This window comes from Cellulomonas sp. SG140, assembly GCF_025770785.1.
GTDB lineage: Bacteria > Actinomycetota > Actinomycetes > Actinomycetales > Cellulomonadaceae > Cellulomonas.
Genome location: NZ_JANZLA010000011.1, coordinates 39414 through 62471, shown reverse-complemented (window position 1 = coordinate 62471; position 23058 = coordinate 39414). Strand labels below are relative to the sequence as shown.

Sequence of the window (23058 nt, the reverse complement as noted above, 5' to 3'; positions counted from 1 at the left end):
CCACCCCACCCGGACATAGGACCTACCCCTGCGGCTTGACCAACGGAAACAGGATGGTGTCGCGGATTCCGAGGCCCGTCAGCGCGATCAGCAGGCGGTCGATCCCCATGCCCATCCCGCCCGACGGCGGCATCGCGAACTCCATCGCGGTGAGGAAGTCCTCGTCGATGCGCATGGCCTCGTCGTCCCCCCGCGCCGCCAGCAGGGCCTGCGCCTCGAACCGGGCCCGCTGCACCACCGGGTCCACCAGCTCGGAGTACGCCGTCGCCAGCTCCATGCCGCGCACGTACAGGTCCCACTTCTCCACCAGCCCCGGCTTGGAGCGGTGGTCACGGGTCAGCGGGGAGGTCTCCACCGGGAAATCGCGCACGAACGTCGGTGCGACCAGGTGGTGGCCGACGTGGTGCTCCCACAACGTCTCGACCATCTTCCCGTGGTTGCGCACCGCCGGGTCCAGCTCCACCTCGGCCTTCTCCAGCAGCTTGCGAAGATGGTCGTCGGAGGTGTCGTGCGTGATCTCCTCGCCGATCGCCTCGGACAGCGAGTCGTACATCGGCAGATGCGTCCACTGCCCGCCGACGTCGTATTCCGTGCCGTCCGCCAACGTCATCACGGTGGTGCCGAACGCCTCCTGCGCGGCGGTCTGCACCAGGTCCTGCGTGAGGGCCGCCATCGTGTCGTAATCGCCGTAGGCCTCGTACGCCTCGAGCATCGCGAACTCCGGCGAGTGCGTGGCGTCCACGCCCTCGTTGCGGAAGTTCCGGTTGATCTCGAACACGCGCTCCACCCCGCCGACGGCGGCGCGCTTGAGGAACAGCTCCGGTGCGATGCGCAGGAACAGCGGGATGTCGAACGCATTCATGTGCGTCTCGAACTGACGCGCGGCCGCACCCTCCGGCCGGGCCTGCAGCATGGGGGTCTCGACCTCGAGAAAGCTGCGTCGCCACAGGTTCTCGCGCAGCGAGCGGACGACGGCGGCCCGCGTGCGGACCATGTCGCGGGCGCCCTGCCGCACGATCAGGTCGACGTAGCGCTGGCGCACCCGCGCCTCGTCGGACAGCTCGGCACCCTCGTACAGGTTGGGCAGCGGCCGGATGGCCTTGGCGGCGATCGCCCACTCGTCGGCCATCACCGACAGCTCGCCGCGTCGGCTGGACACCACGCGCCCGTGCACGAAGAGGTGGTCGCCCAGGTCGACGTCGGCCTTGAACGCCGCGAGCCGCTCGGCGCCGACGTTGGCCTCCGACAGCATCGCCTGCAGCCGCGTCCCCTCGCCGTCCTGCAGTGTGACGAAGCAGAGCCTGCCGGTGTTGCGCAGGAAGACGACCCGGCCCGCGACGCCCACCTCGTCGTCCGTCTCCTGGCCCGGCTCGAGGTCCGGGTGCGCGGCACGCACCGCGGCGATCGTCTGCGTGCGGGGCACCCCGACGGGGTACGGCGCGACACCCTCGGACAGCAGCCGCTCGCGCTTCGCCCGGCGGATGGCGATCTGCTCGGGGACGTCGTCGGACGCGGGGGCGGCCGCCTGCGTGCGCTCGACGGGCGCGGCGGGCTGCGACGGGGTGGGGCTCACGGTCACCGCGCAATCCTAGGTCGCGGCGCCGGACGGGCCTGCCGGGCCGGTGCGACGACGGGCCAGGCGGCGCCGGACCCGTCAGACCGCCGCGTCGACCACCACGGACTCGGCGGGCCGGTCGGCGGACAGCGTCAGGGCACCGTGCCGGCCCCATGCCGTCACCGTGTAGTCGCCGAGGTACCCGTCGAGCACGAACCGGCCGTCGGCGTCGGTACGGACGGTCGTGGGCGGCAGCCACCACTCGCCCTTCACCAGCGCGAGCAGCGCGTCGTAGGCCGGTTTGGGCGTGCCGTCGGTGCGGACCAGGCCCGCGGGGGCGCCGAGCCACGAGCCGTCGTCGGACAGCCCCCAGTAGGTGACCACGTGCACTGCGGGATGGGCGAACAGGGTGCGGTAGTGGCGCACCACCTCGTCCACCTGCCGCGCCTCCCCCTCGGGGGTCGAGGGCCAGGACGGCACCTGGTAGTCGTTGAGGTCGACGACGTCCGCCGGCATCAGGTCGCCGGACAGCAGCGTGGTCTCGGTGAGGTGCAGCGGCAGCCCGAACCGCGCGAACCGGCCCAGCACGTCGGCCGTCTTCTGCTCGCCCCAGTAGCCCTGGTGCATGTGGCTCTGCAGCCCCAGCGCGTCGATGCGGACGCCGGCGGCCAGGCACTCCTCGATCAGCGCCTCGTACCGCGGCGACAGGTCGAAGTCGTTGAGCAGCAGCCGCGCCGCTGGGTTGGCGGCGTGCGCCGTCTCGAACGCCAGCCGGGCGGTCGCCACGCGGCCGTCCCGCGCCGCGAGGCGGGTCAGCCCGTTCGGCTCCTTGTCGAACACCGGCATGATCACCACCTCGTTGATGGCGTCCCACGTGTCGATCAGCCCGGCGAAGTCCGTCACCTCGCGGGTGATCCGGGCGCGCACCGCCTCGGCGACCTCGTCCACCGACAGCTCCTCGAGCCACTGCGGGGCGAGCGTGTGCCACGCGAGCGGATGGCCCTTGAGCGCGACCCCACGGTCGGCGAACCACCGGGCGGTGCGCAGCAGCCGCTGCGTGTCCGGGTGCCCGCGCTCGGGCTCGAATCCGCGCCAGTAGAACGGCAGCGTCGCGGTGTTGAACAGCGCCAGCCACTGCTCGGCCAGCACGGGCAGCAGGTCGGCGCGGGCGCCGCCGAACACCGAGCCGCCGGCCTCGACCTCGCCGTTGGCCAGCGGGATCAGGTCGAACCCGATGTTGCCGAAGCCGAAGGCGTGCCGCTGCTGGGCGACCACCACGTCGGCGTCCGCCAGGGGGCGACCGTCCGGGCCGAGGGCCGTGACGACGGTGCGGGCCGTGCGGTGGGACAGCTCGGCGGGACGGGGGACGACGACGTCGTGCACGGACGCTCCTTTGCGCGGTGGGACGAGGGTCTGGCGGGCGACGCCCGGAGGCGCGCGACGCCGTGCCGGCTGTGCCGACGGGCCGGTCAGCCGAGCGCGGCCGCCTCGGCGGCGGCCGGCGCGGGGGCGGTGGCGGGGACCGTGGCCGGGACCACGGGGGACGGCACCGGCGCCGTGGACGCGCGGCGCACCAGCGTGGTGGGCAGCCGCACGTGCGTGGAGTCCACCGGCGTGCCGTCGAGCAGCGCGATGAGCAGCTCGATCGCCGTGGCGCCCATCTGCTGGATCGGCTGCCGCACGGTGCTCAGCGGGGGCGTCGTGGTGCGCGACTCCGGGATGTCGTCGAATCCGATCACCGACAGGTCCTCCGGCACCCGCAGCCCCAGCTCGCGCGCCACCTCGATGGTGCTGATGGCGGACAGGTCGTTGGCGGCGAACACGGCGGTGGGCCGGTCCGGCATGGTCAGCAGCTCGGTCGCCGGCCCACGGGACGTCGGCTTGCGGTAGTCGCCGACCCGGACCAGTGCCGGGTCCACCGCGATGCCGGCGGCGGCGAGCGCCTGCCGGTAGCCCTCCTCACGCAGGCGGGACGACTCGAGGTCCGGACGGCCGGCCACCAGGCCGATGCGGCGGTGGCCCAGCTCGAGCAGGTGCTCGGTGGCGCGCACGGCGCCGGCGAGGTTGTCCGAGTCGACCGTCGGCAGGCCCGTCGGGCCCTCGTGCGGGTCGATGGCCACGACGGGCACGGTCGACTGCACGTCGACCACCGTCGGGGTGACCAGCACCGCGCCGTCGATCAGCGTGCCGGACAGGCGGGACAGGTAGCGGCGCTCCCAGCCCGCGCCCTCGTTGTGGCGGCCTCCGGTGTACGCGAGCAGCTCGTAGCCCGTGTCCCCCAGCGCCTCGGCGGCGCCCTTGAGGATCTCGGTGCTGAAGGGCTCGAACTCGGCGACCAGGATGCCGATCACGTGCGTCTTGTGCGAGCGCAGGCTGCGCGCCACCAGGCTGGACTCGTAGCCGAGGTGGGCGATCACGTCGCGGACGCGCTCCGACGTCGAGCTCGCGACGCCGTAGCGGTCGTTGAGCACCTTGGAGACGGTGGCGACCGACACGCCGGCGGCCCGTGCCACGTCGGTGATGGTCACCCGGTCTGCCATGCGGATCAGCGTATCGCTACTAAAACGTTATCGATAACGTTTGACAGCCCTGTCGGACGGGTGTCAAAGTCGCTCCTGCGTCCCCCTCTCGAAGACGACGAGGAGTCCACTCGATGAAGAGACCCGACACCACGACGGTCACCACCCCCAGGGTGGTCCTCGCCCCCCGGGGCAGCGACGACCGACGCCGCGACGCCTAGCGCCGCACGCACCACCGCCGGTCCCGGTTGACGCACCGGACCCGGCAGAGCACCGGTTCACCCCTCCGGGGGGACCTGACCACTTGAGTGCAGCTCAACGAAGAGGACAGATCTCATGAAGGCAAGGAAGTCCCTGGCGGCTGCGGCCGTCCTGGCGGCGGGCGCCCTCGTGCTCACCGCGTGCAGCAGCGGTGGCTCGGGTTCCGGGTCCACGGGCAGCTCCGCCGCCGGCGGCGGCAAGGTCACGATGACCTTCTGGCACAACTCGACCACGGGTGACGGCAAGGCGTACTGGGAGAGCACGGTCAAGGACTTCGAGGCGGCCAACCCGAACGTCACCATCAACATCCAGGCCATCCAGAACGAGGACATGGACGGCAAGCTGCAGACCGCCCTGAACTCGGGCGACGCGCCGGACATCTTCATGGCCCGCGGTGGCGGCAAGCTCGCCGACGTCGTGGCGGCCGGCCAGGCGCAGGACCTCACCAAGTCGATCGACGACGCCACCAAGAAGGCCGTCGGCGACGCGGCCTTCAGCGCGTTCTCCGTGGACGGCAAGGTCTACGGGATGCCCGTCGCGGTGCTGCCGGGCGGCATCTTCTACAGCAAGGACCTGTTCACCAAGGCCGGCATCACCTCGACGCCGAAGACCATGGCGGATCTGAACGACGCCGTGACCAAGCTCAAGGCGGCCGGCATCGAGCCCATCGCGCTCGGCGCCAAGGACGCGTGGCCCGCCGCGCACTGGTTCTACTTCTTCTCGCTGCGCGAGTGCAGCAAGGACACGATGGCCGCGGCCGCCAAGTCCCGCTCGTTCAACGACCCGTGCTGGACCAAGGCGGGCCAGGACCTGCAGACCTTCGCCGCGACCAACCCGTTCAACCAGGGCTTCCTCACCACCTCCGCCCAGCAGGGCGCCGGCTCGTCGGCCGGTCTGATCGCCAACCACAAGGCGGCCATGGAGCTCATGGGCGCCTGGGACCCGGGCGTGATCGCGTCCCTGACCCCGGACGGCAAGGCGCTGCCGGACCTCGGCTGGTTCCCGTTCCCGGCCGTCGACGGTGGCAAGGGTGACCCGGCGGCCATGATGGGTGGCGTCGACGGCTACTCCTGCTCGGCCAAGGCACCGAAGGAGTGCGCGCAGTTCCTCAACTTCGCGATGCAGAAGCAGTACCAGGAGGGCTACTCCAAGGCCTTCCAGACCCTGCCCGCCAGCAAGGACGCGCAGAGCGCCGTCACCGACCCCGCCCTGCTCGACATCCTCAAGGCGTACAACAACGCGCCGTACGTCTCCGTCTGGCTGGACACGCTGTTCGGTCAGAACGTCGGCAACGCGCTGAACAGCGGCGTGGTGAACATGCTCGCCGGCAAGGGTGACGCGGCCGGCATCGTCAAGGCCACCAACGACGCGGCGGCCAAGGGCTGATCAGCACCATGAGCGACTCTCTGGGCGAGAACTCGCCGACACTCACGACGTCGCCCGAGGGTCCCTCGGCGGTCGGGGGCGGTGCCCGCACGGCACCGTCCCCGGCCCGCCGGCCGCGGCGAGGATCCGGGCCCGACTGGCGCAAGCGGCTCGAGATCACGATCCTCGCGGGCCCGGCCATCCTGGTGTTCCTGACGTTCGTCATCTTCCCGGTGCTGATGGCGGCGTACTACGGCTTCTACAAGTGGAAGGGCTTCGGCCGGCCCACCAACTTCGTCGGCCTGCACAACTACGTCGTGATCTTCCAGGACCCGACGTTCCACCAGGCCCTGATGCACAACGGCTTCATCGTGGTGCTGTCCCTGATCATCCAGGGACCCGCGGCGGTGGCCCTGGCCCTGCTGCTCAACCAGAAGATGCGCGGCCGCTCGATCATCCGCGTGCTGATCTTCGTGCCGTACGTCATCTCCGAGGTGATCGTCGGAACCGGCTGGTCGCTGATGCTGCAGACCGTCGGCGCGGTGAACAGCGTGCTGGAGAAGATCGGCCTGATCCACCACCCGATCGACTGGCTCTCGAACCCGAAGCTGGCGATCTGGTCGCTGATGATCGTCATCAGCTGGAAGTACATCGGCTTCGCCGTGATCCTGTTCCTCGCCGGCCTGCAGTCGATCCCCGAGGAGCTGTTCGAGGCGGCCTCCATCGACGGTGCCAGCTACTGGCAGACGCAGCGGCGCATCACGTTGCCGCTGCTAGGCCCGACCATCCGCATCTGGGCGTTCCTGTCGATCATCGGCTCGATGCAGCTGTTCGACCTCGTCTACATCATCTGGGGCCAGTACGTGTCCTCCACGGCGGGCACCTCGACGATGGCGACGTACATGGTGACCAACGGCCGCAACGCCGGGAACTACGGCTACGGCAACGCGGTCGCCGTGGTCCTGTTCGTCATCTCGCTGATCGTCGCCCTGATCTACCAGCGCTTCGTGCTCCGACGTGACACCGAGGGCGCGCTCACGGAAGGGAAGAAGTGATGGCGACGACGACCCTTCAGGCGCCGGGCCGGATCGCACGGACCCGCAAGGCCGACAGCGTCGGCTGGGGCAGCCCGCTCACGTACTTCATCGCGTTCGTCTTCGTGGCGATCTGCATCGGGCCGGTCATCTACATCATCATCGGCGGCTTCCGCACCAACGCGCAGATCACCACCGACCCGTCCGGCTGGCCGACGCACTGGCAGGTGAACAACTACCTCGAGGTGCTGCGCAGCAGCATCTTCTGGCGGCAGGTCAGCAACTCGGTGATCACCGCGGTGTTCACCACGCTCGGCGTCGTGGTGCTCGGCGTGATGGCCAGCTACGTGATCGCCCGGTACCAGTTCAAGGGCCGCGGCGCGATGTACTCGCTGTTCGCCGCCGGCCTGATGTTCCCGATGACCGTGGCGATCACGCCGCTGTACATCATGATCAAGAGCCTCGGCCTGATGAACACGCTGGCCGGCATCATCCTGCCGCAGATCGCGTTCGCCCTGCCGACCACGGTGATCATCCTGGTGCCGTTCCTGCGGGCCATCCCCAAGGAGATCGAGGAGGCGGCGTCCATCGACGGCGCCAGCCGGCTCGGGTTCTTCTTCCGGATGGTCGTCCCGCTGTCCGTGCCGGGTGTGGTGACCACCGGCATCCTCGCGTTCATCGCGTCCTGGAACAGCTACATGCTCCCGCTGTTCCTGATGAACAACGAGACGTCGTACACGCTGCCCCTCGGGGTGCAGGCGTTCGCCTCGCAGTACGCGGTGGACACCGCCCGCGTGCTGGCGTTCACGTCCCTGTCGATGATCCCGGCCCTGATCTTCTTCTCGCTGTTCGAGCGCCGCATCGTCGGCGGCCTGACCGGCGCCGTCAAGGGCTGACCCCACCCCGTCGGGCGGCCGCGCCCCGGCTCATGGGCCGCGCGGCGCGGCCGCCCTGCCTTCACCTCCGCTGACCAGAGAGAAGTAGTGCCCGTGTCCGAGGACGTCCCCGCCGTGCCGGAGGTCTCGCAGCGCGTCCGCGCCCTGCACGCCCGCATGACGCTCGAGGAGAAGCTGGCCCAGCTGGTGGGCTACTGGCTGGACCAGAACGGCACCGTGGCGCCGATGCAGTCGGAGATGGCCTCGGGCCAGAAGGACTCCGGCCGGCTGGGCGAGATCACGGAGCACGGGCTGGGCCACTACACCCGGGTGTACGGCACCCGGCCGGTGGACCCCGCCGAGCGTGCCGCCTGGCTGTGGGCCGAGCAGCGCCGGCTCAAGCGCGAGACGCGGCTCGGCATCCCGGCGCTGGTGCACGAGGAGTGCCTCACCGGGCTGGCCGCCTGGCAGGCGGCGACGTACCCGACGCCGCTGGCCTGGGGGGCGTCGTTCGACCCCGAGCTGGTGCAGGAGGCGGGCCGGGCGATCGGCGACTCGATGCACCAACTGGGCATCCACCAGGGGCTGGCACCGGTCCTCGACGTGATCCGCGACCCGCGCTGGGGGCGGGTCGACGAGTGCATCGGCGAGGACCCGTACCTGGTCGGCACCGTCGGCACGTCGTACGTCCGGGGCCTGCAGGACGCCGGCGTGCACGCGACGCTCAAGCACTTCGTCGGCTACTCGGCGTCGAAGGCCGGCCGCAACCACGCCCCGGTCAGCGCCGGGCCCCGCGAGCTGGCGGACGTGTTCCTGCCGCCGTTCGAGATGGCGGTGCGCGACGGCGGCGTGCGGTCGGTGATGAACTCCTACACCGACGTGGACGGCGTGCCGATGGCGGCCAACGCCGACCTGCTGACCACGCTGCTGCGGGACGAGTGGGGGTTCGACGGCGTCGTCGTCGCCGACTACTTCGCGGTCGCGTTCCTCGAGGTGATGCACAAGGTGGCGGCGGACCGCGGCGAGGCCGCGGCGCTGGCGCTGCAGGCGGGCATCGACATCGAGCTGCCGACCGGCGACGCCTACCTGGCGCCGCTGGCGGAGCGCGTGCGGTCCGGGCAGCTCGACGAGGCCTGGGTGGACCGGGCGGTGCTGCGGGCGCTGCGCCAGAAGGAGCAGCTGGGGCTGCTCGACGAGGACACGTTCGAGGACGAGCCGCCGACGGACATCGACCTCGACTCCCCCCGGCACCAGGCGCTGGCCCGCCGGCTCGCCGAGGAGTCGGTGGTGCTGCTGGCCAACGACGGCGTGCTGCCGCTGAACCGGTGGACCACGACGCCGAGGCGGGTGGCCGTCGTCGGCCCCAACGCGCACCGGTCCGAGGCGCTGATGGGCTGCTACTCCTTCGCCAACCACGTGCTGGCGCACCACCCGGAGCTGCCGCTGGGGTTCTCGATCCCGACGGTGCTCGAGGGGCTCGGGTCGGCGTTCTCGCGGGCCGGCCTGGCGGGCTCCGAGCTGGTGTACGCCCGCGGCTGCGACCCCGAGGGGGACGACACGTCCGGCTTCGCGCCGGCGGTCGAGGCCGTGGCCGGGTCGGACGTGGCGGTCGTCGTCGTCGGCGACCAGGCCGGGCTCTTCGGGCGCGGGACGGTCGGCGAGGGCAACGACGCCGAGTCCCTGGAGCTGCCGGGCGTGCAGCGGCAGCTGGTCGAGGCGCTGGTCACCACGGGCACGCCCGTCGTCCTGGTGATGCTGACCGGCCGGCCGTACGCGGTGGACTGGGCGTTCGACGGCGGCCCGGACGCCGGCGCCGTGCCAGCCGCGGTGCTGCAGGCGTTCTTCCCCGGTGAGGGCGGCGGCCTGGCGATCGCCGACGTGGTGACCGGCCTGGTCAACCCGTCGGGACGGCTGCCCGTCTCGCTCCCCCGGTCCACCGGTGCGCAGCCGTACTCCTACCTGCACCCGGTGCTCGGCGGCCCGTCCGACGTCACGTCCGCCGACTCGACGCCGCTGCGGCCGTTCGGCTTCGGGCTGTCCTACACGGACTTCGCGTACGACGACCTCGTCGTGGACCCGGCCGTCGAGGCGGGCGGCACGTTCACCGCCGCCGTCACGGTGCGCAACACCGGCACGGTGGCGGGCAGCCACGTGGTGCAGCTGTTCGGTCACGACGTGCAGGCGACGATCACCCGCCCCGTGGTGCAGCTGCTCGGGTACACCCGCGTCGAGCTGGACCCGGGCGAGGCCGTCCGCGTCACCTTCCTGGTGCCGACCACGCGGTTCGCGTTCTCCGACCGGCGGCTGGTGCGCGTCGTCGAGCCCGGCGACGTCGAGGTGTGGGTCGGCGCCCACGCCGCCGCCTCCGGTGCCGGTGCGCGGACCGACGAGGCGACCGGCGGCGTGATCGCCAACGAGAAGGCAGTCGCACACCGCACCCTGGCGGGTTCCGCCACCGGCCGCGCCGTCGTGGCGGTGACGGGCGACGTGCACCGCGTGAGCGGGGAGGACTCTCGCTGGGTCGAGGTCAAGCTGGCCGGCGCGTGAGCGCCCGCACGGGCACGGTGCACAACCCGCTGCTGCCGGGCTGCCACCCGGACCCGAGCATCTGCCGGGTCGGTGACGACTACTACCTGGCCACGTCCACGTTCGAGTACTGGCCCGGGCTGCCCGTGTTCCACAGCCGCGACCTGGTGTCGTGGGAGCAGGTCGGCCACGTCGTCGACCGTCCGGGGCAGCTGGACTACGACGGCATCGCGTCGTCCGGCGGGCTGTACGCACCGACTCTGCGCCATCACGACGGCGTGTTCTGGCTCGTCTGCACGCTCGTGGACCAGAAGGACGCCACCCGCGGCGGCAACTTCCTGATGACCGCCACCGACCCGGCCGGGCCGTGGTCCGACCCGGTGTGGCTGGACGCCGACGGCATCGACCCGTCGATCTTCTTCGACGACGACGGCCGCGTGTGGCTGCACGGCACCCGGCTGGCGCGCGAGCCGCAGTGGCACGACCAGACGGAGGTCTGGGTCCGTGAGCTCGACCCTGAGTCGAAGCGCCTCGTGGGGCCGGAGACGGTGGTGTGGAACGGCGCCCTCAAGGACGTCGTCTGGGCCGAGGGGCCGCACCTCTACAAGGTCGACGGAACGTACTACCTGCTCGCCGCGGAGGCCGGGACCGAGTTCCACCACGCGGTGTCCGTCGCGCGCGCCGACGCCGTCACCGGGCCGTACGTCGGCAACAAGGGCAACCCGGTGCTGACGCACCGCCACCTCGGCCGCGACTTCCCGGTGGTCGGCGTCGGTCACTCGGACCTGGTCCAGGCCGCCGACGGTACCTGGTGGGCCGTGCTGCTCGGCATGCGGACCTACGGCGGCTACCACTACCCGCTGGGCCGCGAGACGTTCCTGGTGCCGGTGACGTGGGAGGACGGCTGGCCCGTCTTCGCACCGGGGCTGGGTCGGGTGCCCGACGAGGTCGAGGTGCCGTTCGCGCTCGGTGGGCCGCTGGGCTCCTCGCAGGGTGGGACCTCGGGCGTGGTGCGTCCCGACGACCTGCGCTGGACGTCGCTACGTCGCCCGGCGGCGGACTTCGCCGTGCCGGACGAGGACGGCTGGGACCTGACGATGCGGCCGACGACTCTGGCCGACCCCTTCACCCCGGCCTTCCTCGGCCTGCGTCAGCAGCACGTGGACGTGGACGTCCGTGCGGTGCTCGACGCCCCCGCCGTGCTCGGCGAGGAGGTGGGTGTGGCGATCCGGCAGTCGGAGGCGGACCACGTCCGGTTCTTCGTCACCGGCTCCACGGGCGGCCGCAGCGCCGTGGCCGTGCACCGCCAGGGCGGGGTCGACACGACGCTGGGCTCGGCGCCCGTCGCCGGCACCGGTGCCGTGACGCTCACGGTGGAGGCGCGCGGGCCGGAGTACCGGCTGCTGGTGAGCACTGACGACGAGGTGCTGGTCCACGTCGCCACAGCCGACGCCCGCACGCTGGACAGCGTCGCCACGGGCGGGTTCCTCGGCTTGTGGATCGGCGTCTACGCCACCAGCAACGGCCGCCCGACCAGCACGGTCGCCCACGTCCGGCACGTCACCTACGACCCGCTCAGGGCCTGAGCGGCCTCCGAGCAACCCCGGCGGCCCTGTTCGTCAGCTCTGGTCGTCTCCCGGAAGACCGAAGACCTCTTCCAGGACGTCACGCTTCTCCGCACCCTCGAGCCAGAGAACCTCGTGGCGCACGGCCCGCAAGGTGAAGCCACCCGAGCGCAGCTCGGCCAACGCCGCCGGGATGTCCCGGTCGATCCCGTCGTCGTACGGCACGGCGTGCTGCGCCGGGTTCGCCCAGGCGAGGAGGAACTCGACGCGCGGCTCCCACCGAGGCTCGACCACTACCCCGCCGCTCGGCGTCGTGGTCCAGTCCTGCACCGCGATCCGCACGTGGCCCACCAGCACGTGGTCGTGCCACACCTCCCCCACGGCACCGTGGAAGGCGAAAGGGTCGCCTTTCCCAGTCACCGCAGTGCGGCGACCACGCGGTCGAGCAGGTCGTCGACCGCGTCCTGGTCGTAGCCCTCACGGAGCTTCGTCGCGGCGAAGCGGAGGGCGGTCACGTCGTCGGCCGTCAGCTCGGGGCGCAGGCCGTGGGCGCGCGCGTCGATCGCCCGGACGCACCGGTCGATCGCGGCGTCGACCTGGTCGAGGGCGTAGCCCTGCCGCCACCGGACCAGCGGGAGGGTCGTGGAGCGCAGCTCCGCGGCGGAGATGGGGCGGGCGACGTCGGTCGGCATGGGCCGATGGTGGCACCCGCCATCGCGTCGCGGAGGGGGTTCGGCGGGTGGACCGTCATCGTCCGCGCCGCCGAGCCGTCCGTGACAGGCCGCTCCGCGGAGCGCCCGCGCTGGACGATCCCTCCGGTGCGGTCAGGCGAGGGCGTCGAGGTCGAGGGCCAGGTCGAGGATCGGGGACGAGTGGGTGAGGGCGCCGACGGACAGGTAGTCGACCCCGGTGCGGGCCACCGCGGCCGCCGTGTCGAGGGTGAGGTTGCCGGTGGCCTCGAGCTCGACACGGCCCGTCTCGGCCTCGCGGGCGCGGACCGCGGCGACCACGTCGGTCAGCACCGGGACGGGCATGTTGTCCAGCAGCAGGAAGTCGGCGCCGGCGTCCAGCGCCTCCATCGCCTGGTCCAAGGTGTCCGCCTCGACCTGGATCGCCACGTCGGGGAACCGGTCACGGACGGCGCGCACCGCCGCGGCGACCCCGCCGGCGGCCACCACGTGGTTGTCCTTGACCATCGCGACGTCGTACAGGCCCATGCGCTTGTTGGTGCCGCCGCCGCACCGGACGGCGTACTTCTCGAGCGCCCGCAGGCCCGGGGTGGTCTTGCGGGTGTCCAGCACGCGGGCGCCCGTCCCGGCGAGCACGTCGGCGAAGCGGCGGGTGTGGGTCGCGACGCCGGAGGCGCGGGAGACGAGGTTGAGCAGGGTCCGCTCGGCGACCAGGAGCACCTGGACGGGACCGGTCAGCTCCGCGACCACGTCGCCGCGGTGCAGCGCGGAACCGTCCGGGAGGTGCACGGTCACGGTCGGGGTCGGCAGGGCGAGGCGGTCGGCCACCTGGGTGAGCACGGACGGGACGACGACGACGCCGGCCAGTACGCCGTCGGCGCGGGCCATCAGCCGCGCGGTGCCGACCTCGTCGGGCGGCACCGTCGCCTGCGTGGTGACGTCCCGGCCGGGAGCGACGCCGAGGTCCTCGTCGAGCGCGGCCGCGACCAGGCGCTCGACGGCCGAGCCGTCCGGGCCCGGGTCGCCGGGGAGGACGCCGAGCGGCGCGCCTGCCGCACCACCCCGCGCACCGGCCACGGCGGTGCGTCCGTCGGGCGCCGTCACGGGAGGGTCACCGGGGTGACCGTGAGCATGCCGTCGGCGTCGAGCTCGAGCTCCTGACGCAGCCGCCACGCCTCGTCGGGCACCGGGAAGTCGGTCCGCACGTGCCCCCCGCGGGTCTCCTCGCGGAGCAGCGCCGCCGCGGTGATCGCCGTGGCCACCTGGTGCACGTTGGTCGTCTCCCACTCGGCCGGCTGCGGCTCGGCCACCGCCCGACCGTCCTCGGGCGGCACGTACGCGTCGGTGCCCACCTGACCCAGCCGGTCGAGCGCGCGGCGCAGGCCCTCGGCGTCGCGCAGCACGCCGGACCCGTCCGTCGCCACCCGCTGCACCCGCGCGCGGGCGGCGGCCGCCACGAGCGCGGGCTCACCCCGGCGCGGCACCGGCGGGACGACGGTCAGCGTGCCGGACGAGATCGCCTCGGCCACGTGGTTCGCCGCCCGGTGCGCGAACACCAGCCCCTCGAGCAGAGAGTTCGACGCCAGCCGGTTGGCCCCGTGCACACCCGTGCACGCCGCCTCCCCCACCGCGTACAGGCCCGGCACGGCGGTGCGCCCGTCCAGGTCCGTCACCACGCCGCCGGAGAAGTAGTGCTGCGCAGGGGCCACCGGCACCAGGTCGGTGGTCCAGTCGACGCCGTGGTCGGCCAGCCGCTCGGTGATCGTCGGGAACCGGTGCCGCAGGAATTCGGCGCCGAGGTGGCGCGCGTCGAGCCACACGTGGTCGGTGCCGGTCGCGGCCATCCGGCGGACGATCGCGTGCGCGACGACGTCCCGCGGTGCCAGCTCGGCCAGCGGGTGCACCTGCGGCATGAACCGCACGCCGTCGGTGTCCAGCAGCCGGGCGCCCTCACCGCGCACCGCCTCGGACACCAGCGTCAGCTGCCCCTTCACGCCGGAGCCGAGCCACAGCACCGTCGGGTGGAACTGCACGAACTCCACGTCGCCCAGCCGGGCACCGGCGCGCAGGGCAGCGGCGATGCCGTCCCCCGTGGCCTGCACCGGGTTGGTGGACGAGCGGTACACCTGCCCGATCCCGCCCGTCGCCAGGATCACCGCCGGTGCCAGCACCGCCCCGACACCGTCCCGGCTGCCCTCGCCGATCACGTGCACCGTGACCCCCGCGACCGGGCCGGGCCGTCCCCCGTCGACCGGGGCGCCGGTCAGCACGTCCACGACCAGGGCGTGCTCCAGCACCTCGATTCCCGGGTCGTCCCGCACCGCCTCGATCTGCGCCACGAGGGCCCGGCTGACCTCGGCGCCGGTCGCGTCGCCACCGGCGTGGGCGATCCGGTCGGCCAGGTGCCCACCCTCGCGGCCCAGCGAGATGCTGCCGTCGGGCGCCCGGTCGAACACCGCCCCGCGCGCCGCGAGCTCGCGCACCCGCGCGGGGCCCTCGGTGACCAGCACCCGCACGGCACGCTCGTCGCACAGCCCGGCACCGGCCACCAGCGTGTCCATCAGGTGCGCCTCCGGGGAGTCCGTCGGCGCCAGCGCCGCGGCGATGCCGCCCTGCGCCCAGACGGTGGAGCCCGAGGCGAGCACGTCCTTGGTCACCAGCACCACGCGCGGCACGCGTGTGCGCAGCTCGAGCGCCGCGGTCAGGCCGGCGACGCCGGAGCCGACGACGACGGCGTCCGCGTGCGTGGTCCAGCCCGGTTCCGGTGCCGCCAGGTGCGTCGCGACGTGCACACCGGTGCGGGTGGGCGCCGTGCGGGCGCCCGTCTCGGCGAGGGTCATCAGGTCAGCGTCCGATCAGCTCGACGTCGGTGTTGTCGATCAGCCGGGTACCGCCCACGCGGGCGGCCACGGCCAGCACTGCGGTGCCGACGGCGGTGTCGGGGACCTCGGTGAAGGTGTCGGGATCGAGCACGCCGACGTAGTCGACGGCGTCGACGGCGTCGTCGAGAACCGCGCGGACGACGGAACGCACCTGGTCAGGGGCGCCGCCGGCGGCCGCCCGGTCCCGACCGGCGGCCAGCGACCGGGACAGGGCCAGGGCCCGCTGCCGGTCCTCCGGGCTGAGGTACGCGTTGCGGCTGGACAGCGCCAGCCCGTCGTCGTCCCGCACGATCGGCACGCCACGCACCTCGACCGGCACGTCCAGGTCGCGCACCATCGCCCGGACGGCGGCGAGCTGCTGGGCGTCCTTGCGGCCGAACAGCGCCACGTCGGGCCGCGTCAGGTGCAGCAGCTTGAGCACCACCGTGAGCACGCCGTCGAAGTGCCCGGGCCGCACGGCGCCCTCGAGCACCGTGCCGATCGGCCCGGCCGACACGCGCACGGACGGCTCGCCGTCGGGGTACATCACCTGCGGCGTCGGGGCGAACACCACGTCGCCCGCACCGAGCAGGCCGGGGCCGGACAGCAGCGCGAGGTCGCGGTCCAGGTCCCGGGGGTAGCGCTCCAGGTCCTCGCCCGGACCGAACTGCAGCGGGTTGACGAAGATGGTGACGACGACGCGGGACGCGAGCTCCTTGGCGGCGCGCACCAGCGACAGGTGGCCGGCGTGCAGCGCCCCCATCGTCATCACCACGGCCCGGTTGTACGGCGCCGCGGTGCGGTCGGGTGCCGGCGCGTCGAGCGCCGCCGAGAGCTGCGCGACGTCGTGGACCAGCACCGGGGCGCTGTCCGTCATCAGTCCTCCTGCGGGCCGCCGTCGCCGGGCTGGGACCGGCCGTCCGGGGCGCCCGCCAGCACGTCGAGCAGTCGCTCGGCCGCCGCGGCATCGACAAGGCCCGCAGCCAGCGACCGCGCCGTGGCGGCGCGCGCGAGAGCACGGTACCCCCCGACCACGTCGACGGCTCCGGTGCGTCCGCCGAGGGCGGTCAGCTGCGCCAGGTGCTGCTTGACGGTGCCGGCGTCACCGCGTCGCACGGGTCCCGTCAGCGCGGTGATCGCCCCGGCCCCACCGGCCGACTCGGCCCGCAGGGCGGTGTCCAGCGCCGCCTCGAGCAGCGGGCGCAGCATCCGGCCGGGATCGTCCACACCGGCCGCCGCGAGCGCCTGCGCAGCCTGCGCCACGAGCACCACGAGGTGGTTCGCGCCGTGCGCCAAGGCCGCGTGGTACAGCGGACGGGCGTCCTCGGCGAGCACGACGGGCTCACCGCCCACCTCGACGACCAGCGCCTGACCGATCGGCAGCACCGGCGCCGGGGCCGTCACCGCGAACGGGCAGCCCTCCAGCCGCGCGAGGTCCAGCGACGTGCCGGTGAACGTCATCGCCGGGTGCAGCGCGAGCGGGATCACCCCCGCGGTGCGCGCCGGCGTCAGCACGTCCGTGCCGAACCGGCCGCTGGTGTGCACCACCAGCTGTCCGGCCTGCCAGGCCCCGACCTCCGCCAGCCCGGCGACCAACGGTGCGAGCGCGTCGTCTGGCACCGCGAGCAGCACCAGCTCGGCACGGCGCACCACCTCGGGAACGTCGACCACCGGGACGCCGGGCAGCAGGGCGTCGGCACGGTCGCGCGACTCCTGGGACACGGCGCTGACGGCCACCACGGGGTGCCCGGCGGCGCGCAGCGCGCTGCCCAGCACCGCGCCGACCCGGCCGGCGCCGACCACCCCGACCCCGAGCCGACCGGGGCGGGCGGCGGGGTCCACGGGCTGGGCGCTCATGCGGTGCGGCTCACGACGTGCCCCGCCGCATCCACTGCTCCGGCCCGGCTGCGCGGCGGGCGTGCCGGGCCCGCGCCGCCTGCTCGTCCAGCAGCGCGGCCGCCGCCTGCTCGGTCAGGTGCTCCGCACGCGGCGAGACGGGCCCAGGCGTGGAGTGCACGACGAAGGTTGCAACCCCGAGCGCCCGCTGGATCGGCCCCTGCCGCACGGCCAGCGACTGGGTGCGCTCGTGCGGCACCACCTCGACCGACCTCCACCACCGGCCGGACCGGACGATCAGCGCACGCTCCGTCACCAGCACCCCCCGCCGCCGCCAGCCGATCGGGTCCACCCAGCGGGCGGCCCGCGGCGACGGGGTGAACCCGCCGTCGTCGCCCCTGCCGGTGAACGCCGCGTCGAGCACCGCCTGCGGGTCCCCGACACCGAGGTCCGGCAGCACCAGCCACAGCGCCGTCATCGCCTCCTGACGTGTGGCGACGGGGTGCAGCACCGCCTCGTTCTCCCGCTCCTTGGACTCCGTGCCGTAGCCCGCGACGTTGATCTGCACCCGCCACCAGTCGCGGGACCGCCACAGCAGCGGTTGGTGCAGCCGGACGGCCTGAACCCGGCCCGGCGGGACCGTCTGGGTGCGGGTCTCGGTGAGCCCGTGCCGCAGCCGGATGCCGTCCGGCGAGATCGCGGCGCGGAACGTGGCAGCGCCGTTCAGCCGGGACCACACCCAGCTGACGGCGCCGAGCACGGCCGGCAGCACGCCGAACGCGGCGTCGATGCTCTCGCTCACCACGATCACCACGGTGATCGCGACGACACCGAGCACCAGCCAGACGGTGCCACCGGACAGCAGGATCGAGCCGAGAAGCCGCGGCATCGGCAGCTCGTACACCTGCTGCTCGGGGGCGGGTGCGAACGCAGGGGCTGGGACTGCTACCGGCGCAGGGCCCGGCCGGCCCGGCGACGAGGGTGGCGGAGGACCGGTCACCGCACCCGCCGGGTCGGGCGGGGGCGCCCCGTGCTGCGGCCCACCGGGCAGCCGGTCGACGACGGGGCCACCGGGCTGCGCGGGCACGGTCGCCGGTGCCGACGGCCGACGCAGGCCCGCCGCGAGCGCCAGCAGGTCGGCGCGCAGCGCGTCTGCCTCGTCCTCCCGCAGGAACGACAGCGACACCGCCGACCCGTGGCCGCCGGCCACCTCCAGCCGCAGCTCCGACAGGCCGACCAGCCGGGCCAGCAGCGGCTGCACCACGTCCACCGCCTGCAGCCGGTCCAGCCGGGCCTGCCGCTGCTGCCGGAACACGATGCCCTGCCGCAGGTGCACCGCCTCGTCCGTGACGGCGAACCGCATCGCGCGCCACGCGAACGCCGAGTAGACCAGGCTCACCACGGTGACCAGCACCAGCACGCCGATGAGCGCCAGCCAGGTGCGCCCACCAAGCAGGTGCGCGAGGTTGCGGACGTTGTCACCGGCCTGCGCCGCGAAGATCGCGAGCACGGCGACCAGCGCCTTCCACCCGCGCAGCAGCGGGGTGATCGGGTGCACCCGCCGCCAGGCGTAGGCGTCCTCGCCGACGGCCTCCGCCGTGACGGGCGCCGGGCCCGCGACCGAGGGCGTCTCGGCCGTGCTCACAGGCCCGCCAGCCGCGCCTCGCCGCGCGAGGCGAGGCGGTCACGCAGCCGTGCGGCCTCCTCGGGCGGCAGGCCGTGGATCGAGGCGTCCGTGTTGGGTGCGGCGGTGTGTAGCTGGACGGCCGCGATGCCGAAGGCCCGGTCCACCGGTCCGGCGTTCACGTCGACGTACTGCATGCGGCCGTAGGGCACCACGACCAGGGTCTTGAACATGATGCCGCGGCGGATCAGCAGGTCGTCCGCGCGCTCGGCGTAGCCGACGGCGTGCACCTGCCGCGGCACCAGCCACCCGATCCACACCCCGACGGCCAGCACCGCGGCAGGCGCGATCCACACCGCGGCTGCCCCGGAGAGGACCGCCCACACGACGCCAGCGAGGAGGAGCGGGACGAGGACGATCGCCGCGACCGTCAGCCGCGCACCGGCCAGCCGGGGCGACACAGGTGTCCAGACGATGTCCGCCGGCTGGAACAGGGCGTCGGTCGGGACAGGGCCGGAGCTGGTCATGAGGCCATCCAAGCATCGGCCGCAACGCCTGCGGCCGGGACGTCAGCTCGGCGACGGGTCCGGCTCCGCGCCGCCGTGCTCCTGGCGCTGCTCGTCCTGCGGCGGCGGGATGCGGCAGAACCACTCCACCACCAGGCCGACCACCGCCATCACCAGCGCGCCGCCCGCGGCGACACCGGCCGCAGCCGCCTGGGGGCCGGTCCCGGGCAGGTCCCGGGAGAGCAGCAGCGCCACCAGCTGACCGCCGTACCAGCCCACCAGCAGGGCGCCGGTGTAGCACGCGGCCTTGGCCAGCACAGCGGTCCGTGCCGCACGGATCGGGTCCAGGTCCGGCCGGTGCCCGCGCAGGAACTGCCGCACCGCCCAGCCCATGGAGAACACCACCGCGGAGATCAGCAGCTCCACCACGGCCACCAGCCACGGCACCGTCGGCATGCCGGGGCCGCGGCGTGCGAGCTCCGTGGTGAGCAACGCCGCCAGCACCCCGACGACGAGCGCGACCAGCAGCAGGCTCTGCCAGCGGGTGCGCCGCATCACGGACCCCAGGGCCAGGCGGGTCCCGCGTCGTCGTCGGCCTCGTCCTCGTGGGGTGCAGCCCCGGGGGTCGGGGTCGCGCCGGGTGCGTGCGCCGAGGACCCCTGCGCCGACGTCCCCTGCGCCGAGGGCCCGTGCGTCGAGGGCCCGTGCGTCGAGACGTCCAGCGACCCGGTGTGCTGCACCGGCGCGGTCAACCAGTCGAGGGCCATCCAGCGCACGCCGTCCCGGTCCGGTGCGGTGTCCGCCAGCTGGGCGACGGGGCCGCCGCCGAGCCCCGGCAGCACCGCGGTCGGGTCGACCTGAGCCCACGGCTGCAGCACGAAGGCGCGCTGGTGGGCACGCGGGTGCGGCAGCTCGAGGTCGTCCGTGACGGCCAGCACCGAGCCGTACACCACGATGTCGAGGTCCAGCGTGCGGGGCCCCCACCGCTCGAGCCGCACCCGGCCGTGCCGGTCCTCCAGCAGCTGCAGGGCGTGCAGCAGCTCGCGCGGCGCGAGGGTGGTCCGGGCGAGCACCACCGCGTCGAGGTAGTCCGGCTGCTCGGGACCGCCGACCGGTGCCGTCCGCGCGAGCGGCGAGACCTTCACCACCTCGAGGCCGGGCAGCTGGCCCAGCTCGGCGACCACCTCGCGCAGTGTCTCCTGGGACGGGCCGAGGTTCGAGCCCAGCGCGAGCACCACGTCCACCGCCGTCGCGGGTCGCTGGTCCAGCGCGTCGCCGGGCGCCGGGGCTGCGGGCACGGGGACGGGGACGAGGACGGGCACGGCTTCGGCCGGCTCGGACGCGGCAGGCTCGGGTGCGTCGGCCGGCGTGCGGGGCAGGACCGTCGTCTCCGAGACGTCGTCCGGCACGGCCATCACGGGCTCCCACGACGGCACGGCGATCGCGTCGGACGGCTCGGCCGGGGCTGCGGCCAGCTCGGCCGTCCCCATCCCGGGCACCGCGACGGCCGGCATGGCGACCCCGGGCACCGCGGCACCCGGCGCCGTGGTGCCGGGCAGCATCGCGGCCGCCAGGGCGGCGGCCTCGGGACCGACGACGTCGGCGAACGTCGGGATCTCGAGCGGTGCGCTCGGTGCGTGCGGGGCCCGCGCCGAGGACGGCTCGGGCAGCGGGACGGCGGCCGGCGTCTCCGCGAGCGGCAGGGGTGCCGTGCGCGGGTGGGCGTGGGCGGCGGCACGGGTCGCGGCGCTGGCGGTGGGCGGTTCACCCGTCCCCTGCTGCGCGCGGTACGGCTCGGCGGCCGGCAGCTTGCGCCGGTCCCGGTGGATCTCGACGACGACGTCGCCGAAGGGCACGGTGATCGGCGCCTGCGGCTTGTGCACCGCCACGTCGACGGCCAGCACGCCGGGATGGGCCAGCACGGTGGCGGCGATCCGCTCGGCGACCGTCTCGATCAGGTCGGCCGGCTCGCCGGCGAGCACCGCGTGCACCTCCTGCGCCAGGCGGCCGTAGTCGACGGAGTACGCCAGGTCGTCCCGGGCGGCGGCGCGCCGGGTGTCCAGGTGCACGACGACGTCGGCGAGGAACTGCTGACCGTCGCGCCGCTCCTCGGGCAGCAGCCCGTGCCGGCCGGTGGCCGTGATGCCGGTCAACCGGATCCGGTCCAGCTCGCGCCCGGCGTCGTCCACCACCGGCTGCTCACCGCTCACCGCGGGCCTCCTACCGTCTCGTCGTGCACGTCATCGTGCCCGATCCCGTCCCTGCCGCCGCCCCCGGCCGCGCGCCACGCCGCGGCGACCCGCACCGCATCGGCCGAGCCCCTGGCCTCGTGCACCCGGACGGCCCACACCCCGGCCGCCGCGGCGAGCGCGCTGATCGCCGCCGTCGCCCCGTCCCGCTCCGCGGGAGGCACCGGCTCGCCGTCCGGTCCCGCCAGCAGGTGGCCGAGGAACCGCTTGCGGCTGGCACCGACCAGCACCGGGAACCCCTCCGCCTGCAGCACGTCGAGGTGCGCCAGCAGCGGCCAGTTGCTCGCCCCCGCCTTGGCGAAGCCCAGTCCCGGGTCCAGCACCACCTGCTCGTCCCGCACGCCCGCGGCGCGCAGCTCGGCCAGCCGGGTGCGCAGCTCGGCCAGCACGTCGGCCACCACGTCGTCGTACCGGTCGTGGGCGTCCATCACGTCGGCGTGCCCGCGCCAGTGCATCGCCACGTACGCCACACCGGTGCGCGCCACCAGCGCCGCCATCTCCGGGTCGGCCAGACCGCCCGACACGTCGTTGACCAGCAGCGCACCCGCGTCCACCGCCTGCTCCGCCACCACCGCCCGCGTGGTGTCCACGCTGACCGTCGCACCGTGCGCCACCAGCTCCCGGACCACCGGCAGCACCCGGGTCAGCTCCTCGTCCACCGGCACCCGCGGCGCGTTGGGGCGCGTGGACTCGCCACCGACGTCCAGCAGGTCGGCGCCGTCGGCCAGCAGCTGCAGGCCGTGCGCCACCGCCGACGACGTGGTGAACCACCGTCCGCCGTCGCTGAACGAGTCGGGCGTGACGTTGACGACGCCCATCACCAGCGTCCGGTCACCGTCCGCGAGGTGTGCCAGGGACGCCGGGCCGCCGCGCGCGCCGGTGCTCACGGGCGTCACCCTACGCAGGCCGGTGCACGGGTCAGCGACCCAGCACCAGGGCCATCGCCTCGGCCCGGGTGGCGGCGTCGCGCATCTGACCCCGAACCGCGGAGGTGACCGTGCGGGCACCGGGCTTGCGGACGCCGCGCATCGACATGCACAGGTGCTCGCACTCGAGCACCACCATCACGCCGCCGGGGTTGAGCACCTCGACCAGGGCGTCCGCGATCTGCGACGTCAGGCGCTCCTGCACCTGCGGGCGGCGGGCGTAGACCTCGACCACCCGGGCCAGCTTGGACAGGCCGGTGATGCGACCGTCGGCACCCGGGATGTAGCCGACGTGCGCGACGCCGTGGAACGGGACCAGGTGGTGCTCGCACGTGGAGTACACGGCGATGTCCCGCACCATCACCATCTCCTGGTGACCGGCGTCGAACGTGGTGGTCAGCACGTCGCGCGGGTCCTGGAACAGGCCCGCGAACGTCTCGCGGTAGGCGCGGGCGACCCGCGCGGGCGTGTCGAGCAGCCCCTCGCGGTCCGGGTCCTCGCCGACGGCGATCAGCAGCTCGCGGACGGCGGCCTCCGCACGGGCGGCGTCGAACGGGCGCACGGCCCGGCCGCCGTCGACCAGCGGTCCGATCACCGAACGCTGCTCGGGGGTCTCGTCGTCCGCCAGGTCGTCCTCGACCGGCGGGCCCACGGCGCGGTCGCCCAT

The 23058-nt window shown here is 73.8% G+C and carries 20 protein-coding genes; 5 read left to right on the top strand and 15 right to left on the bottom strand.

What is annotated here, in order from left to right; genetic code table 11:
- Window positions 1–22: 22 nt before the first annotated feature.
- The 3 genes from lysS to N0B34_RS16810 all read right to left on the bottom strand — a co-directional run bounded on the left by lysS (window position 23) and on the right by N0B34_RS16810 (window position 4095).
- A complete protein-coding gene (gene lysS / locus N0B34_RS16820; RefSeq protein ID WP_412175767.1) occupies window positions 23–1573 on the bottom strand; it encodes a lysine--tRNA ligase in 1551 nt (516 codons plus the stop codon).
- Window positions 1574–1654: 81 nt separating this feature from the next.
- Window positions 1655–2938 (bottom strand): endo-1,4-beta-xylanase, encoded by a 1284-nt coding sequence (locus N0B34_RS16815; protein WP_263732428.1) that lies wholly within the window; start codon window positions 2936–2938, stop codon window positions 1655–1657.
- A gap of 86 nt (window positions 2939–3024) precedes the next feature.
- Window positions 3025–4095 (bottom strand): LacI family DNA-binding transcriptional regulator, encoded by a 1071-nt coding sequence (locus N0B34_RS16810; RefSeq protein ID WP_263732427.1) that lies wholly within the window; start codon window positions 4093–4095, stop codon window positions 3025–3027.
- A 315-nt stretch (window positions 4096–4410) separates the two neighbouring features.
- Between N0B34_RS16810 and N0B34_RS16805 the strand changes: the two genes are divergently transcribed.
- The 5 genes from N0B34_RS16805 (at window position 4411) to N0B34_RS16785 (ending at window position 11721) form a co-directional block, all read left to right on the top strand.
- A complete protein-coding gene (locus tag N0B34_RS16805) occupies window positions 4411–5721 on the top strand; it encodes an extracellular solute-binding protein (RefSeq protein ID WP_263732426.1) in 1311 nt (436 codons plus the stop codon).
- Window positions 5722–5729: 8 nt separating this feature from the next.
- Window positions 5730–6755 (top strand): carbohydrate ABC transporter permease, encoded by a 1026-nt coding sequence (locus N0B34_RS16800; protein ID WP_263732425.1) that lies wholly within the window; start codon window positions 5730–5732, stop codon window positions 6753–6755.
- A complete protein-coding gene (locus N0B34_RS16795; RefSeq protein ID WP_263732424.1) occupies window positions 6755–7630 on the top strand; it encodes a carbohydrate ABC transporter permease in 876 nt (291 codons plus the stop codon). The genes N0B34_RS16800 and N0B34_RS16795 overlap by 1 nt, the downstream gene beginning before the upstream one ends.
- A gap of 93 nt (window positions 7631–7723) precedes the next feature.
- A complete protein-coding gene (locus tag N0B34_RS16790) occupies window positions 7724–10156 on the top strand; it encodes a glycoside hydrolase family 3 N-terminal domain-containing protein (RefSeq protein WP_263732423.1) in 2433 nt (810 codons plus the stop codon).
- Window positions 10153–11721 (top strand): glycoside hydrolase family 43 protein, encoded by a 1569-nt coding sequence (locus N0B34_RS16785; protein ID WP_263732422.1) that lies wholly within the window; start codon window positions 10153–10155, stop codon window positions 11719–11721. Before N0B34_RS16790 ends, N0B34_RS16785 begins: the two co-directional genes overlap by 4 nt.
- A gap of 33 nt (window positions 11722–11754) precedes the next feature.
- Here N0B34_RS16785 and N0B34_RS16780 read toward each other — a convergent pair whose 3' ends face one another.
- The 12 genes from N0B34_RS16780 to folE all read right to left on the bottom strand — a co-directional run bounded on the left by N0B34_RS16780 (window position 11755) and on the right by folE (window position 23058).
- The gene (locus tag N0B34_RS16780) at window positions 11755–12081 is read right to left on the bottom strand and encodes a hypothetical protein (RefSeq protein ID WP_263732421.1); all 327 of its coding nucleotides are present in this window, start codon (window positions 12079–12081) and stop codon (window positions 11755–11757) included.
- Window positions 12082–12116: 35 nt separating this feature from the next.
- A complete protein-coding gene (locus N0B34_RS18105) occupies window positions 12117–12392 on the bottom strand; it encodes a DivIVA domain-containing protein (RefSeq protein ID WP_412175763.1) in 276 nt (91 codons plus the stop codon).
- 132 nt (window positions 12393–12524) lie between these two features.
- Window positions 12525–13379, bottom strand: coding sequence for a carboxylating nicotinate-nucleotide diphosphorylase (gene nadC, locus N0B34_RS16770; RefSeq protein WP_263732467.1), 855 nt, complete (start codon window positions 13377–13379; stop codon window positions 12525–12527).
- A gap of 110 nt (window positions 13380–13489) precedes the next feature.
- Window positions 13490–15229 (bottom strand): L-aspartate oxidase, encoded by a 1740-nt coding sequence (locus N0B34_RS16765; protein WP_263732420.1) that lies wholly within the window; start codon window positions 15227–15229, stop codon window positions 13490–13492.
- Window positions 15230–15233: 4 nt separating this feature from the next.
- Window positions 15234–16127 (bottom strand): pantoate--beta-alanine ligase, encoded by an 894-nt coding sequence (gene panC, locus N0B34_RS16760; RefSeq protein ID WP_263732419.1) that lies wholly within the window; start codon window positions 16125–16127, stop codon window positions 15234–15236.
- Window positions 16127–17107 (bottom strand): Rossmann-like and DUF2520 domain-containing protein, encoded by a 981-nt coding sequence (locus tag N0B34_RS16755; protein WP_263732418.1) that lies wholly within the window; start codon window positions 17105–17107, stop codon window positions 16127–16129. The genes panC and N0B34_RS16755 overlap by 1 nt, the downstream gene beginning before the upstream one ends.
- Window positions 17108–17117: 10 nt before the next feature.
- Window positions 17118–18731, bottom strand: coding sequence for a PH domain-containing protein (locus N0B34_RS16750; protein WP_263732417.1), 1614 nt, complete (start codon window positions 18729–18731; stop codon window positions 17118–17120).
- The gene (locus tag N0B34_RS16745; protein WP_263732416.1) at window positions 18728–19237 is read right to left on the bottom strand and encodes a PH domain-containing protein; all 510 of its coding nucleotides are present in this window, start codon (window positions 19235–19237) and stop codon (window positions 18728–18730) included. Before N0B34_RS16745 ends, N0B34_RS16750 begins: the two co-directional genes overlap by 4 nt.
- Window positions 19238–19279: 42 nt before the next feature.
- Window positions 19280–19771 (bottom strand): DUF3180 domain-containing protein, encoded by a 492-nt coding sequence (locus tag N0B34_RS16740; protein ID WP_263732415.1) that lies wholly within the window; start codon window positions 19769–19771, stop codon window positions 19280–19282.
- Window positions 19771–21426 carry a 2-amino-4-hydroxy-6-hydroxymethyldihydropteridine diphosphokinase gene (gene folK / locus N0B34_RS16735; RefSeq protein WP_263732414.1) on the bottom strand — a complete coding sequence of 552 codons (1656 nt, stop codon included), beginning with the start codon at window positions 21424–21426 and terminating at the stop codon, window positions 19771–19773. The genes N0B34_RS16740 and folK overlap by 1 nt, the downstream gene beginning before the upstream one ends.
- Window positions 21423–22283 carry a dihydropteroate synthase gene (gene folP / locus N0B34_RS16730; RefSeq protein ID WP_263732466.1) on the bottom strand — a complete coding sequence of 287 codons (861 nt, stop codon included), beginning with the start codon at window positions 22281–22283 and terminating at the stop codon, window positions 21423–21425. The genes folK and folP overlap by 4 nt, the downstream gene beginning before the upstream one ends.
- Before the next feature lie 100 nt (window positions 22284–22383).
- Complete coding sequence (gene folE, locus N0B34_RS16725; protein ID WP_263732413.1) at window positions 22384–23058, bottom strand: GTP cyclohydrolase I FolE; 675 nt, start codon at window positions 23056–23058, stop codon at window positions 22384–22386.